This is a genomic window from Bacillus sp. FG16 (assembly GCF_057809515.1).
Window position 1 is genome coordinate 1 of record NZ_JBMDKC010000284.1, and the last position, 757, is coordinate 757.

At 38.6% G+C, this 757-nt stretch carries 1 protein-coding gene; it reads left to right on the top strand.

What is annotated here, in order from left to right:
* A partial coding sequence (locus ACODS7_RS32300; RefSeq protein ID WP_243169470.1) for an IS3 family transposase occupies window positions 1–719 on the top strand: 719 nt, incomplete at its 5' end.
* Window positions 720–757: the final 38 nt, after the last annotated feature.

The window sequence follows — 757 nt, forward strand, 5'->3', positions numbered from 1 at the left end:
AGATAGAAGAGAAAATAAAGGATGTTTGTCTTCGGCATAAATTACGATATGGATATCGAAGAGTGACCGCAACTCTTCGGAAAATGGGACTGTGTGTGAATCATAAAAAAGTATTACGAATCATGAGACAAAATCAGATTCTCTCAAAAGTTCGTCGAAAGAAAAAGAAATATATCAGTGGTGCGGAACCAGTAGTAGCCCCTCATCGATTGGAACGCCAATTCGATGCATCCGCACCAAATGAAAAGTGGTTTACGGATGTGACGTATCTATTATTTGGAGAGCGTACCTTGTATTTATCAACGATTATGGATGCCTTTAATCGTGAAATTATTAGTTATGTCATCAGCGAGTCCCAAGCACTGCCATTAGCAATGAAGACATTAAAACAAGCAATGAGAGGGCGAAAAGTAAAAGATGTCCTTCTTCACTCAGATCAAGGAAGTATTTATACAGCGAAGGAATTTCAAGCATATGCCAAAGAAAATGGCATTATCACCAGCATGTCCCGGAGAGGAAATTGCCATGATAATGCCGTCATGGAAAGCTTCTTTGGTCATTTGAAAAGTGAAGCCTTCTATTCACAAGAGATAACAAAAGTATCCAACACAACTGTGCGAAAGATTGTGCTAGAATACATTCATTACTACAATTGTGTGCGAATTCAAGAAAAATTAAACCACCTATCCCCTAAAGAATTTAGGGAACAAGTGGTTTAGGTGTTTTGATAGGTGTCCCGTTTTCAGGGTTCACTTCA